At 56.6% G+C, this 13,003-nt stretch carries 11 protein-coding genes; 9 read left to right on the top strand and 2 right to left on the bottom strand.

Annotated features, from left to right (window positions below; translation table 11 throughout):
• The first annotated feature begins 146 nt into the window (after nt 1-146).
• Nucleotides 147-941 carry a thymidylate synthase gene (locus tag MRX98_RS09955; RefSeq protein ID WP_246906655.1) on the top strand — a complete coding sequence of 265 codons (795 nt, stop codon included), beginning with the start codon at nt 147-149 and terminating at the stop codon, nt 939-941.
• A gap of 64 nt (nt 942-1,005) precedes the next feature.
• Here MRX98_RS09955 and asnS read toward each other — a convergent pair whose 3' ends face one another.
• Nucleotides 1,006-2,385, bottom strand: a complete 1,380-nt coding sequence (gene asnS / locus MRX98_RS09950) for an asparagine--tRNA ligase (protein ID WP_246906653.1) — start codon at nt 2,383-2,385, stop codon at nt 1,006-1,008.
• 23 nt (nt 2,386-2,408) lie between these two features.
• Nucleotides 2,409-3,797 carry a Do family serine endopeptidase gene (locus tag MRX98_RS09945; protein WP_246906651.1) on the bottom strand — a complete coding sequence of 463 codons (1,389 nt, stop codon included), beginning with the start codon at nt 3,795-3,797 and terminating at the stop codon, nt 2,409-2,411.
• A 49-nt stretch (nt 3,798-3,846) separates the two neighbouring features.
• Between MRX98_RS09945 and MRX98_RS09940 the strand changes: the two genes are divergently transcribed.
• The 8 genes from MRX98_RS09940 (at nt 3,847) to mnmE (ending at nt 12,987) form a co-directional block, all read left to right on the top strand.
• A complete protein-coding gene (locus tag MRX98_RS09940) occupies nt 3,847-6,405 on the top strand; it encodes a TIGR03960 family B12-binding radical SAM protein (protein WP_246906636.1) in 2,559 nt (852 codons plus the stop codon).
• Between the two features lie 44 nt (nt 6,406-6,449).
• A complete protein-coding gene (locus MRX98_RS09935; RefSeq protein ID WP_246906633.1) occupies nt 6,450-8,000 on the top strand; it encodes an Rne/Rng family ribonuclease in 1,551 nt (516 codons plus the stop codon).
• A gap of 157 nt (nt 8,001-8,157) precedes the next feature.
• Complete coding sequence (rpmH, locus tag MRX98_RS09930) at nt 8,158-8,292, top strand: 50S ribosomal protein L34 (RefSeq protein ID WP_246906630.1); 135 nt, start codon at nt 8,158-8,160, stop codon at nt 8,290-8,292.
• A gap of 78 nt (nt 8,293-8,370) precedes the next feature.
• Entirely contained in the window at nt 8,371-8,733 is a 363-nt protein-coding gene (gene rnpA, locus MRX98_RS09925; protein WP_246906614.1) for a ribonuclease P protein component, read from the top strand.
• Entirely contained in the window at nt 8,726-8,950 is a 225-nt protein-coding gene (gene yidD / locus MRX98_RS09920) for a membrane protein insertion efficiency factor YidD (RefSeq protein ID WP_246906611.1), read from the top strand. Before rnpA ends, yidD begins: the two co-directional genes overlap by 8 nt.
• 139 nt (nt 8,951-9,089) lie before the next feature.
• Entirely contained in the window at nt 9,090-10,748 is a 1,659-nt protein-coding gene (gene yidC, locus MRX98_RS09915; protein WP_281432296.1) for a membrane protein insertase YidC, read from the top strand.
• Between the two features lie 17 nt (nt 10,749-10,765).
• On the top strand, nt 10,766-11,572 hold the full coding sequence (jag, locus tag MRX98_RS09910; protein WP_246906608.1) for an RNA-binding cell elongation regulator Jag/EloR: 807 nt from the start codon (nt 10,766-10,768) through the stop codon (nt 11,570-11,572).
• The gene (mnmE, locus tag MRX98_RS09905; RefSeq protein WP_246906605.1) at nt 11,569-12,987 is read left to right on the top strand and encodes a tRNA uridine-5-carboxymethylaminomethyl(34) synthesis GTPase MnmE; all 1,419 of its coding nucleotides are present in this window, start codon (nt 11,569-11,571) and stop codon (nt 12,985-12,987) included. Before jag ends, mnmE begins: the two co-directional genes overlap by 4 nt.
• The last annotated feature ends 16 nt before the right edge of the window (nt 12,988-13,003 follow it).

Here is a 13,003-nt window from a genome sequence, read left to right as displayed (position 1 = left end):
GAGAGCAACGGGAGCACAGCAGGAACACACAGGCCAAGCGCACCGCTTTTTTGACATGAACGCTGTTCAATGTCAACCGGGGAATAGGAAAAAGTCGCCGATTTGGTTTGTCATTGTCAAACAGATACGGATAAGGTTCGTTGACCATGCAGCCTCATACTGTAGTCGCTCGTGATCTGCCTGATCTTTGGTTTCAGGCCGTTCACGATATTTTGGACAAAGGACGTCGATTCACCATCGACCGCGGTTCTTATGCCGGGCAGACACGCCTGGAGTACGACTATTTCATCGGCCATGTGCGCTTTCCCGGCACCCGCCCCTTGCTGCCTGACATTCCACCGGCTTGCGGCATTCCCAATCCGGTGGAGGAAGACTATATTTTCGGCGGACCGGGTTACCAACGCTCCTACATCGAATATTTGATGTCCGGGCAGAAGGAACCGGGCGAATCGTACACCTACGGCGAGCGGTTGACCCGCGTGCCGTTGGATGGTCAGAAACGGCTCTGGTGGCAGGAAGGCCAAACGGAGATCGTCGATCTGCGTGTGCCGGACGGCACGGTGGTCTTTGAAGAGCAGGGGCAACTTTACATCAATCAGATCGAATGGATCATCGACACCTACAAGCAACACGGCCATCGGAACAATCAGATGGTCCTGCAAGTTGCTCATCCTTCCGATCTGACGTTGGTGGATCCCCCCTGTCTGCGATCCATCGACACCCGCATTCAGGACGACACCCTTCACTTTTTCGTCTATTTTCGCTCTTGGGATCTGTGGGGCGGATTGCCGGCCAATCTGGCCGGGATTCAGAACCTGAAAGAGTACATGGCCGAGGCCATCGGCGTCAAAGACGGGGAAATGGTCGTGGAGAGCAAGGGGCTGCACCTGTACGGTTACGCCGAAGATTTGGCCAAGCTGCGCTGCCTGAGGGCCTCTTGACCGATCCGGTGGGCGGTGAAGGGAAGCTTATGCTCATCCAGGGACGACCCTTGCCGCCAGGCGTTTAAAACGCGATGTTTTTCGGGGTGCGCGGAAAGGGAATAACGTCCCGGATATTGGTGATGCCGGTGACCATCATCACCAAACGTTCAAACCCCAGGCCGAAACCACTGTGGGGAACCGAGCCGTATTGCCGCGATTCCATGTACCACCAGTAATTTTCCGGCGCCAGGGGAATGGATTCGATCCGCCGCCGTAACATATCGTAGCGTTCTTCTCGCTGGCTGCCGCCGATGATCTCACCGATGCCGGCCACCAGTACATCCATGGACGCCACCGTGCACCCGTCGTCGTTCATCCGCATGTAGAACGGCTTGATTTCCTTGGGAAAGTCGTAAACGATGACCGGTCCCTTAAAATGGTGTTCCACCAGATAGCGTTCGTGTTCTGCCTGCAAATCATTACCATGGGCGACGGGGTGCTCGAAGGGCCGGGCGCTGCGTTCCAGAATGGCGATGGCATCGGCATAGGGCACCCGAAAGAAGGGTTTTTCCACCAGAGCGGCGAGGCGGTGCATCAATTCCTTGTCCACGAAACGGGCGAAAAGGGACAGATCCGCCGCACAGTGATCCATGACATGGCCGGCCAGGTGTTGCAGCAGGGCTTCTGCAAGGACCATGTCCTGGGCTAAATCGCAGAACGCCATTTCCGGTTCCACCATCCAGAATTCGGCGGCATGGCGCCGCGTGTTGGAGTTTTCCGCCCGGAATGTGGGTCCGAAGGTGTAAACATCGCCCAGGGCCAGGGCCAGCATTTCGGCTTCCAGTTGACCGGAAACCGTCAAGTAGGCGTTGACCCCGAAAAAATCGTTCGCCACGGCAGCGTCTCCGGGAGCCAGGGTGGTGACGCGGAACATTTCGCCGGCCCCTTCGCAGTCCGAGGCAGTGAGGATGGGGGTGTGGATGTAATGGAAACCGCGATCCTGGAAAAAACGGTGAATGGCCAAGGCCAGTTGGGAACGGATGCGAAACGCCGCGCCATACTTGTTGGTGCGGGGTCGCAGATGGGCGATGGTGCGCAAAAATTCATCGCTGTGCCGTTTCTTTTGCAGCGGGTAGGCTTCCGGTGCGTGTCCGACCAAAGTGACGCTTTCGGCCTTGATTTCCCAGCGTTGACCCTGGCCCCGGGACGGCACCATTCGGCCGCTGAGGCTCAGGGCCGAGCCGGTGGTCATTTTGCGGATGGTCGCGTAATTGGACAGGGTTTCGTCGGCCACCACCTGGATGTTGGCCAAACAGGAACCATCGTTGATTTCGATGAATGAGAAGCCTTTGGCATCTCTTTTGGTGCGCACCCATCCCTTGACCAGCACCGATCCGGGGGATTGGTCGGCCTGCAACAGGTGGACAATACGGCTTCGTTCAAGCTTGGACGGATCGTTCATGGTCGGCCCTTTAAAATCTTTGTTCAGGGATTGAGCGGCACCGTGAGGGAGTAAATCTGGGTGTCCTTCAGGAGCTGCACCAGCACCGCCGATTTAAGGCGGCTCTTTATCATGAGGGTGTTGAAATCTTCGACCGTCTCAATTGCTTGGTTTTCCAAGCGAACGATGATGTCACCGGCAGCGGCGCCCACCCGGGCCAGATAGGCGCCATCGCGCACTTCGGTGATGACGGCCCCCTTGTCGGCACGCAGGTGATAGCGGCGCTGAAGTGGTGGCGAAATGTCGCTCACCCGAATTCCCAGGCGGCGCCAAATCAGTTCGGGCGCGCGGGCCCTGGGATATTCGGCCGTTTGCATACGAACCTCTTGAGTGCGGCCGTCGCGCCAACGGGACACCGTGGCGGTTTGCCCGACGCGCAGCGCGCGCGCCGCCGCCGTGTAGTCATCGGGGGTGGCCGTTCTTTGCCGATTGACGGACAAGATCACGTCACCGGCTGCCAAGCCGGCCGCTGCCGCCGGGCTGCCCTCTTCCACCCGGGCCACCACCACCCCCTGCAGGTCGGGGGCGTCGAGATAGTCGGCCATGCGGTTGTCCAGCGGCTGCACCGTCACACCGATCCAGGCCTGGATCACGTGGCCGTGGGCAATCAAATCGGCGACAATGCGGCGGGCGGTGTTGATGGGGATGGCGAAACCGATGCCTTGGGCTTTGGCGTAAATGGCGGTGTTGATGCCGATCAACTCTCCCTCGATGTTCAACAGGGGCCCGCCGCTGTTGCCCGGATTGATGGAGGCATCGGTCTGAATGAAATTGTGATAAACCCGTTGATCGGTGCGGATGCTGCGATTGACGGCGCTGACCACACCGGTGGTGACCGTATGGGAGAAGCCGAAAGGGTTGCCGATGGCGATGATGGTTTCACCGATCATGATATCGTCCGAATTGCCCAGGTCCACCGACGGCAAGGGGGTGTCCGATTGAATGCGCAGCACCGCCAGGTCGGAATCGGCATCCACCCCTACCAGGGTCACATCGAACTGCCGTTCGTCCTGCAACACCACCTTTATGTCGGCGGCCCGCTCGACTACATGGGCATTGGTGAGAATGAAACCGCGGCGGCCGTCGATGACCACGCCCGATCCGAGACTGACCCGCTGTTGGGGGCGGGGTTCGAAGAAGTCGCGGAAAAAGTTGTCGAAAAACGGATTGCCGCCGAAGGGGTGCATCGGACGGGCGGCTTCCTGTTGTGAACTGATGTTGACCACCGCCGGTCCGACTTTGCGCACGGCACGCACCACCGGGGTTTCACGGTTCGCGATGGCAACCGCCGGCAACAGCAAAAAGAGCAGAAAGAGCAGCAGCAGCGTGCAAGCGACGGTTTTGGCCTTGATTTGTCCTGGAAAGTCTGTCATAGTTCTTTTTTATTAATTTTTTCCAATGGTTGGAGTTGATTAAAGGTCCATGTCGAAACAATCTAACACGCAAACCGAGCCTGTTCAAGATATCATGGCGCGGGTGGAAAAGCCCAGCCGTTATCTGGGCACGGAAATCAATCGGGTTTACAAAGATCCGCGCAGCGTGCGGCTGCACATGGCGTTGGCCTTTCCCGATCTATATGAAATCGGCACTTCCCATTTCGGCCTGCAGATCCTCTATCACCAGCTCAATCAGCGCAATGATATTTTCGTCGAAAGGGTTTTCGCGCCTGCCAGGGATCTGGATCAGCAGCTGCGGCAGTCGCACAAGCCGCTGTGCACCCTGGAAAGCCGAACGCCTCTGGGCAAGTTGCACATCATCGGTTTCAGCCTGCTGTACGAACTCAATTACACCAATGTACTCAATATGCTGGCGCTGGCGCGCATCCCGCTGCGCGCCGCCCAGCGGGACCAAACGCATCCGTTGGTGATTGCCGGCGGGCCCTGTGTGAGCAACCCGGAGCCCATGGCCCCCTTTTTCGATGCCATGGTTTTCGGCGACGGCGAAGAAGTGCTTGCGCAGATGGCTGATGTCTGGATGGCGTGGCAAGCGGAAGGCGCCGACCGGCAGACCCTGTTGCATCGATGGGCGCGCCTGGAGGGTGTCTACATCCCCTCTTTTTTCGATGCGCGCTATGGTGAGGACGGGTTGCAACGGTTGCAGGCCCGCCATTCCGATCATCAGCGGGTCAAACGGGCCGTGGTGTGCGATCTGGACAAGGCCCCTTTTCCCGACAAGCCCATCGTGCCTTTCGGTCGACCGATCCACGACCGATTGCGTTTGGAGATATCCCGCGGTTGCAGTCGCGGTTGCCGGTTCTGTCAAGCCGGCATGATCTATCGCCCGGTACGCGAACGGTCTCCGCAGCGGCTGTTGGCCATTACCGATGCGTCTTTGCGCGCCACCGGGTATGAAGATCTTTCCTTGCTCTCCTTGAGCACGGGGGATTACACTTGTCTGGCGGCCTTGATGGAAAACCTGATGCAACGGTGTCAAAGACAACGGGTGGCGGTTTCCCTGCCCTCCATGCGGGCGGACAAATTGACCCCCGGCTTGATGACCCAGATTCGCAGTGTGCGCAAAACCGGTTTCACCATCGCGCCGGAGGCGGGCACCCAACGGCTGCGCAATGTGATCAATAAAAACATTCAACAAGAGGACGTTGTCGCTGCGGTTCAGGAGGCTTTCGCCCTGGGGTGGTCCGTGGTCAAGCTCTATTTCATGATCGGGCTGCCCACCGAAACCCGGGCGGATCTGGACGGGATCATTGAATTGGTGACGGCCCTGAAACGGATCAAAGGACCTGCCCGGCGTCAGGGCAGGATCAATGTCAGCCTCACCACCTTCATTCCCAAAGCCCACACACCGTTCCAATGGGCGGCCCAGTTGGATGCGCAACAAGCCAAGGAGCGCTTGGGCTATTTGAAAGATCGGCTCCGCATGCCCGGCGTGCAGGTCAAGTGGCAACAACCGGAAATGAGTTTGCTGGAAGGCTGGATGGCCCGCGGTGATCGCCGCATGGCCGACGTGATCGAAGCGGCCTGGCAAAAAGGGGCCTTGTTCGATGGCTGGAGCGACGCCTTCAATATGGATTTATGGTACGAGGCATTGGAAGCGTGTGGACCGGATATTGCCCGCTCCATCCACAAGGAAAGGCATTTGGATGCGCCTTTACCGTGGGAGCACATGGAAAGCCGGGTGAATGATGCCTTCTTGCGCGACCAGTGGCATGCGGCCCGGCAGGCGACCACCATCGACGATTGCCGCCAAGGTACCTGCCATGGTTGCGGGGTGTGCGATTTCGATGAACTGGCGCCCCGATTGTTTGACCAATGTCCGACGGTGACCGTCAGCGACGGGAAGCCGGATGCGGCCGATGACGGTATCACCTTGGCGTTGGTTTACACCAAAAAGGGGCCGGCCAGGCTGTTCAGCCATCTGGAGGTGGCCCACATCTTTGCCCGGGCCTTGCGGCGGGCCGGAACAGACCTTGTCTACTCGCGCGGATTTCATCCCATGCCGCGCATCTCCTTCGACGATCCGTTGCCCCTGGGAATGGAAAGCGAGGGGGAGCGGATGTGGATCAAAGTGCGTTCGGGTCAAGACAGCAACCGGATCTTGGAACGGTTGGGCAGCCAGTTACCGGAGGGCATGCGGATCGTCGCCGGCCGGATCATCGCCGGCGGTAAACGCGACAGCGCGCCGGTTGTTGAAAAATATACCGTGGAACTGATGCAAAACGATATACTGCGGCATCGTCTGGAGCAATTTTTCCAGGCCCCGCAATGGCCCTACCTGCGGCGCACCCACAAAGGCAAAGAACACCGCGTCGATTTGAAGGCTTGCATCCGTTCCATGGATTGGAGGGAACCCTTACACTTGACGATGGAAATCGGACCGGCCGGAGGGGTGACCATACGTCCCACCGATGTACTGATGAGCGTGTTTCAATTGAATGCGGCAGCGGCGGGGCGGTTGAGAACCGTCAAGGCGACTGCGCGCGCAACACCGTCGATGGGCCCTTCAGCAGAAGCACGTAATTGACTTTGTAAATCATTCCCATCGCTATCGAAGGAAAGCGAAGATATATGGCCAACAAAAAGATCATCATCAACGACATGCCCCATGAAACCCGTGTTGCACTCATGGAAGAGGGCAATATCGTGGAACTGTTCATCGAACGGCGCGGCGCTTCAGACAGCTCCGGCAATATATATAAAGGACGGGTGCAAAGGGTTTTGCCTGGAATGCAAGCGGCCTTCGTGGATATCGGCCTTGCCCAGGCCGCCTTCCTGTATGTGAACGATATCGTGCCCCATGGACATGAACCCATGGAGGTGCGCTTCGCCGACAATGGTGAAAGCGAATATCCCGACGATCACAACGCAACGGCGGCAACCAAGCCGGCTGCCAAGGCACCGGAGAAAAGCCATCCGCGCATCGCCGAATTGATCAGCGAAGGCCAGGAACTGCTGGCACAAGTATCCAAATCGCCCATGGGTACAAAAGGGGCGCGCATCACCAACTACATCTCTTTGCCCGGCCGGTTTTTGGTGCTCATGCCCACCTCGAACCACATCGGGGTATCTCGACGCATCGAGGACGAAAACGAAAGGAGCCGTTTGCGCGAGATGGTGTTGGAACTGCGCACCGATTCCCTGGGCTATATCGTGCGCACCGCCGCCGAGGGGGTCGGACCCGACAAGATTCTGCAGGAGATGGCTTTTCTGAAAAAATTATGGGACGGCATCCAGCGTAAATACGAAGATGCACCCGCACCCAGCATGGTCCATCAGGAGCTCGATGTCAGCTTGCGGGCGGTTCGCGATCTATTGGTGCACGAAGCCGAAAAGCTGATCATCGACTCGCGACGCGGTTGCCAGGAGATCTGTGCCTTTCTGGACACCTTCATACCCAATCTGAAAGAGACCGTGGAGTTGTACGAGGGCAGCGAACCGATTTTTGATCATTTCAATCTGGAAGGGGATATTTTCCGGGCGTTAAAACGGAAAATATGGCTCAAGTCGGGTGGCTACATCATTATCGAGCACACCGAGGCGCTGACCGCCATCGACGTCAACACCGGGCGTTATGTGGGCAAGCACAATCTCGAGGAGACCATCCTGAAAACCAACTTGGAGGCGGTCAAGGAGATCGCCTATCAAATTCGACTGCGGGACATCGGTGGCATCATCATCATCGATTTCATCGACATGGAGAAAAAGAGCAATCAGGAAAAGGTGTTTAATGCCTTGACGGAAGGGTTTTCCAAGGATCGCAGCAAAAACCACATTCTGCCCATGTCCGAAATGGGGTTGATCCAGATGACGCGCAAGCGCATCCGCAAACCGTTGATGCGTCAGCTTTGTTCGCCCTGCTTTTACTGTGAAGGCGAAGGCCATCTGCTGTCCGGGCAGACCATCTGTTACAATATTCACCGGGAGATTTTGCGCAACTGTCAGGACATGGCGGAAGGTGAGGTGATCCTTAAGGTCCATCCGCAAATAGCGGAACAGATGCTCGGGGAGGAAAACCATATCATCTGTTCCCTGGAAAAAAGTCTCGGCCGACAGGTCACCATCTACCCGGAACCGCGTTTTCACTTTGAGGAGTATGACGTCTTGGAAACCCATCTTTGATGCAGGGTGTGTCTTTTGCCTTCGGTTGCCAAATTGTAATTGACAAGAAAGGCCGCATGTGGTTATTTTTACGGGTTATACACCTATGAACAGGATAGTGGGCTTACTGACCGGGTCCGATAACAATCAGGGACCGCATCAATAAAGGAACGGGAAAATGAAACGCACATATCAGCCAAGCAAGATCAAAAGGGTTCGTACCCACGGGTTTCGCAAACGAATGTCCACCAAGGCCGGTCGGATGGTGATCAATCGCCGTCGCGCCAAGGGGCGGAAACGCCTGGCGGTGTAGGCGGGCATTCGTTGGTGCCGGGCCGTCCGGAATGGACGATTTTGCATACCGGTGGCAACCCAAACCAGCGGGAGCGTTTTGCAAAGACATCTGAACCAAAGATTTGTCAAAGCCCAACGGCTGCTGAAGCGAAGCGAATACCAAAGGCTGCGAACACAAGGGCGGAAGGTTCACACGGGTCCGTTCATCGCCGTTAACCAAGAGAGCACCGCTGATCGAACCCGGCTCGGCATTACAGTGAGTCGTAAGGTCGGCAAGGCGGTCAGCAGAAATCGCATCAAACGGGTCACCAGGGAATATTTTCGAAAAAACCGGCGGAGAATCCCCGGACAAAGGGATATCCATATCATTGCCAAGCAAGGGGCGGCGGAACGTACCAATCAGGAACTGTTTGCATCTCTTGAAACAATATTTCGAAAAATGGGTGCTTCAAATGATTGAACGGCCGGGCGTGACCATCGCCCGGGCTTTCATTCGGGTTTACCAAATTGCGATCTCGCCCATGGTGGGACCGGCGTGTCGTTTTGCGCCGTCCTGTTCCGAATATGCGCTGGAGGCGCTATCGCGCCACGGACTTCTTAAAGGGTCAGGCCTTGCCTTGCGACGACTGTTGCGTTGCCACCCCTGGGGCGGCAGTGGGTACGACCCGGTTCCCTAGCGTGGAAATCATCGCAACACCATGAAACGCGCCTTGCCGCCACCTATGACTCCCGCCCGATCCAAGACCCGCCGCGCCAATCCATTCAAGGTGTGCTTCACCACCACTGCCCCCGTCGTATTGCAAGGAGACTGAACGCATGGAACAAACACGGCTGCTTATGGCCATCGGCATTTCCTTTTTGGTTTTTTTCCTTTGGAGCGTTTTTTTTGCACCGCCGCCTCCCGCGCCCGTGAGCGAACAGCCGACGTCAAGCAGCCCGAGATCTCCTGCTTCGCCGGCCGAAGCAACCGTTTCAGGCCCAGAGCAAGTGGGTGCCGATGTCATGCCGGCGGCCGGTGATGCTGTAACCGCTGCACGGCAGGCGCGTAACATTGTTGTGGATACGCCTCTTTTTCGCATGACCTTATCGGAAAGGGGCGGCAGCGTGGTCAGCATGGTGCTCAAGGAATACCTGGAATCGATGGAATCCAATGGTGATTTCAAGGAGCTGGTGGAAGACAACCTCCAGGGGGGAACTGCGCTGCTGCGAATTGAAGGGGCCACGACGATTGTTGACGAAGGGCTGCTGTTTGATGCCGGCGAAACCCCGGACAGAATCGTCCTTACCGGATCCCAGCAGGATGTGCGTTTGGTTCATGACGCCGGCAACGGGGTGCGCATTGCAAGGACCTTTCGTTTTTACCCTGACAGCTACCTGGTGGATATGGCGGTCGAGGTTCAAAACAACAGCCCGCACCAATTTGTCGGGGATGTGGCCTTGGTATTGCGACACCCGGATGATGCCTTGAAAACCCAATTCGGCTTCCAGGGGCCAAGCGGTCTGGTCAACAACAAACGCGAACAAGTCAAACTGAAAAAGATCGACGAGCAGGCGCCGTTGGAAGGCCGTATTCGGTGGGTGTCCATCGAAACCCTCTATTTCATGGAAAGCGTGCTTCAAAAGGACGATGTGGACGCCCGGATGGTGGTGCAGCACAGAGACAAGATCGTTGAAAACAGCTACGTTTTTCCAACAGTGGTCTTTGCACCCGGTACCAGCGAGCGCTTCAGCACCAGTCTTTTCATGGGACCCAAGAGCCTGAAGGTGCTTCGCTCGGTGGGCAACGACCTTGATCGCGTGATTCATTTCGGATGGGTGGATTTCATTGCCAAGCCATGTCTTTGGTTCATGAATTTCATCTACAAATTCATTCCCAATTACGGCATCGCCATCATCATTCTGACCATCATCACACGACTGCTTTTCTGGCCCCTGGCTCAAAAAAGCTACAAGTCCATGAACGAAATGCGCAAACTGCAGCCGCTGATGCAGGAGATTCGCGAAAAGTACAAAGATGATCGCGCCAGAATGAACCAGGAAACCATGGCGCTCTATCGCACCTACAAGATCAATCCTTTGGGCGGCTGCCTGCCCATGGTGATCCAGCTACCTGTTTTTTTTGCTCTTTATCGCATGCTCTACCAGGCCATCGAGTTGCGGCATGCGCCCTTCTTCGGCTGGATCAGCGACCTGTCTGCACCGGATCGGCTTTTCAACTTCGGCTTTTCCATTCCCTTTATGCAGGAACCGTCCGGGATTCCCGTCCTGACTCTGATTATGGGCGCCTCGATGTTTTTTCAAATGAAAATGTCGCCCGCTCCCGGTGACCCCCTGCAAGCCAAAATGATGATGTTGATGCCGATCGTGTTCACCTTTATTTTCATTAATTTTCCATCGGGGTTGGTATTGTATTGGTTGGTGAGCAACTTGGTTTCGATGGCGCAACAATACTACACCCTCAAAAAATTGGCCTAGCGCTTGGAGGTTTAGGCATGACCGATTTCAGCGAGTACGAAGGGAAAAATGTCGATAAGGCTCTGGAAATCGCCAGCAAAGAGTTGGGGAAACCGGTGTCCGAACTGCAATATGATGTGGTGTCCTATGGCTCCAGCGGGATTTTCGGATTTGTAGGTGTGCGCAAGGCGAAAATTCGCGTTAAAGTCGGAAGTAACGGTGAAGCGCTGGATGCGCGCAATACGGTGCAAAACACCGCGCGCGATTTGGTGGCGGCGACGTTCGACGATCAAGACAATGGTGATAAAGAACCGGCCAAGGCGCGCGCGGCGGTGGATGAACAAGAACCAGCGGCGGAACCACAGGATCTGAGCGAAGCCGCCGCGGTCGGGGAAACGGCGCTTCGTAAAATGGTCGACGCGATCTGCGAAGAAGCGCAAATCGCAATCGAACAGAAAAACGGGCGGCTTCTCTATAATATAGAAGGCGGCAACAGCGGTCTGTTGATTGGAAAGCGGGGACAGACCTTAGAGGCCATTCAGTACCTGGTTGAGAAGATCGTCAACCGTCAAAATGACAGTCGGGTCAGGGTGCTGGTGGATGTCGAAGGGTATTTGAACACCCGCAAGAGCAACCTCAAGCGGATCGCCAGCAAAATGGCCGACAAGGCCCGGAAACTGAACAAACCGGTTACCATCGGTCAAATGAACGCCTACGACCGCCGTATTGTGCACCTGCACCTCAAGGACAATCAAGGGGTACGCACCCAGAGCATGGGTGACGGCTACTATCGAAAACTGGTTGTGTTCCCCAAGAAGAGACGGCGCAACAAGGCCGAGAATTGAACCCGTTCGACACCATCGCCGCCATCGCCACCGGTGCAGGACATGGCGGTATCGGCATTGTTCGGATCTCTGGTGATCAGGCGGTCCGCGTGTTGCGCCGCCTGTTCCGCCGCAAAGGCAGCGAGGGGCATTGCAAACCCTCGAAAGACAGCGCTTTTCCCAACCCCCGACGCGTCTATCACGGACAAATCATAGATCCGCGCAGCAACGCCATGATTGATGAGGCGCTGGCCTTCTATATGGCAGCTCCCCATTCCTACACTCGCGAAGATGTGGTGGAGCTCCAATGTCACGGGGGCCCGGCGGTGCTCAACGCCATTTTGGACGCCGTGCTCAGTTGCGGCGTCCGCCCAGCCGAGCCGGGTGAGTTTACCCGGCGTGCCTTTCTCAATGGTCGTATTGACCTAAGCCAAGCTGAAGCGGTCGCAGATATGATTCAAGCCCGCAGCCGAAGCGCCGGCTTGTTGGCCGCTCGGCAACTCGATGGGGTTGTCGGGCAGACCATTCGGCAGTGGGTGGCGCTTCTCAATGTCGTAACAGCACAAATCGAAGCGTTTATCGAGTTTCCGGAAGATACCGCCGATATGGTGGACGACTTCCAGCGCCAAGCGCTATTGCATCGCATCGCCCAGGAGCTTGTGGCGCCGATGAATGACCTGATGGCCACCTATGCCCAGGGTCGGGTTGTTCGCGATGGCATTCGAATTGCGATTGTAGGAAGGCCCAATGTGGGCAAGTCCAGCTTGCTCAACCGGTTGGTGGCACAGGAGCGGGCGATCGTTACGGATACACCCGGGACAACGCGGGATGTAATTGAGGTGGATTGTTTTTTCGGCGGTGCGGCCACCATTATCAGTGATTGCGCCGGTATCCGAGAGAGTCAGGATCCTGTCGAACAAATTGGTGTTGAAAGGGCTCAAGCGTGCGCGGACACTGCGGATCTGGTATTGCTGGTGTTGGCCGCCGATGAAGGATGTACCGCGGCGGATCGAAAGCTGCTGCACAAGTATCGGGACAAGCGCACCTTGGTGGTGGTGAACAAATGGGACCTGGTCGGCGAGGCACATTTGGATCCGTTTGATGTGGATGCGACAAATGGAAAAAGCATCAAGCTTTCGGCGCGGACGGGGCTCGGATTGGAGGCCTTGAAAACGGCGGTTCAAGAGATTGCCGAAGACCTGGGCAGTCAGGCGCATTTCGGTGCAACCCTTTGTCATCTGCGACACAAACGGTGTTTGGAAGAAGCGGTTGAACACACACAACGGGCCTTGAGCGCATTGCAGGATTCGTTTTCGGAGGATATGGTGTCGCTTGACTTGCAGGCCGCCGTTCGTGCCCTACAAGGCATCACCGGCGAGTCGACTGACGAGGCGGTGTTGGATGCGATTTTCAGCCGGTTTTGTATCGGCAAATAACCCGTGGTTGTTTCAC

The organism is Desulfatitalea alkaliphila, from assembly GCF_022968795.1.
Taxonomy (GTDB): domain Bacteria; phylum Desulfobacterota; class Desulfobacteria; order Desulfobacterales; family Desulfosarcinaceae; genus Desulfatitalea; species Desulfatitalea alkaliphila.
This window is presented reverse-complemented; position numbering and strand designations above follow the sequence as displayed.

What these genes read in the sequence shown, in the direction of transcription:
- MRX98_RS09940 (WP_246906636.1), top strand. Translation starts at nt 3,847, where the DNA reads ATGTCGAAACAATCTAACACGCAAACCGAGCCTGTTCAAGATATCATG.
- yidC (WP_281432296.1), top strand. Translation starts at nt 9,090, where the DNA reads ATGGAACAAACACGGCTGCTTATGGCCATCGGCATTTCCTTTTTGGTT.
- rpmH (WP_246906630.1), top strand. Translation starts at nt 8,158, where the DNA reads ATGAAACGCACATATCAGCCAAGCAAGATCAAAAGGGTTCGTACCCAC.
- jag (WP_246906608.1), top strand. Translation starts at nt 10,766, where the DNA reads ATGACCGATTTCAGCGAGTACGAAGGGAAAAATGTCGATAAGGCTCTG.
- MRX98_RS09955 (WP_246906655.1), top strand. Translation starts at nt 147, where the DNA reads ATGCAGCCTCATACTGTAGTCGCTCGTGATCTGCCTGATCTTTGGTTT.
- asnS (WP_246906653.1), bottom strand. Translation starts at nt 2,385, where the DNA reads ATGAACGATCCGTCCAAGCTTGAACGAAGCCGTATTGTCCACCTGTTG.
- MRX98_RS09945 (WP_246906651.1), bottom strand. Translation starts at nt 3,797, where the DNA reads ATGACAGACTTTCCAGGACAAATCAAGGCCAAAACCGTCGCTTGCACG.
- MRX98_RS09935 (WP_246906633.1), top strand. Translation starts at nt 6,450, where the DNA reads ATGGCCAACAAAAAGATCATCATCAACGACATGCCCCATGAAACCCGT.
- yidD (WP_246906611.1), top strand. Translation starts at nt 8,726, where the DNA reads ATGATTGAACGGCCGGGCGTGACCATCGCCCGGGCTTTCATTCGGGTT.